This is a genomic window from Domibacillus sp. PGB-M46, assembly GCF_022668875.1.
GTDB lineage: Bacteria > Bacillota > Bacilli > Bacillales > Domibacillaceae > Domibacillus.
Genome location: NZ_JAKGCR010000114.1, coordinates 1 through 230, shown reverse-complemented (window position 1 = coordinate 230; position 230 = coordinate 1). Strand labels below are relative to the sequence as shown.

General features: G+C 40.9%; 1 pseudogene. It reads left to right on the top strand.

The window, feature by feature from the left end:
- A pseudogene (locus tag L2D08_RS23865) lies at positions 1-230 on the top strand (hypothetical protein); the annotation flags it as partial.

The window sequence follows — 230 nt, the reverse complement described above, 5'->3', positions numbered from 1 at the left end:
GGGCTAAAAGAAACATTCAAATGGTTGTCTGGTCCTGATAGTATTGCTCTTCAGGCAAGCATCGAATATCAGTATGAAGGATTCAAAAAATATAAGGAACAGCCGAAAAAAGAATTAAAAAAACGAGCCGCTAAAAAATGTGCAGAAGGCTATACGCCAACGGCGTATGACTTCAAGGGCCATCCGACATTCAAAAGCAAGAAAAACCCGGTCCAAAGCTACACAACCAA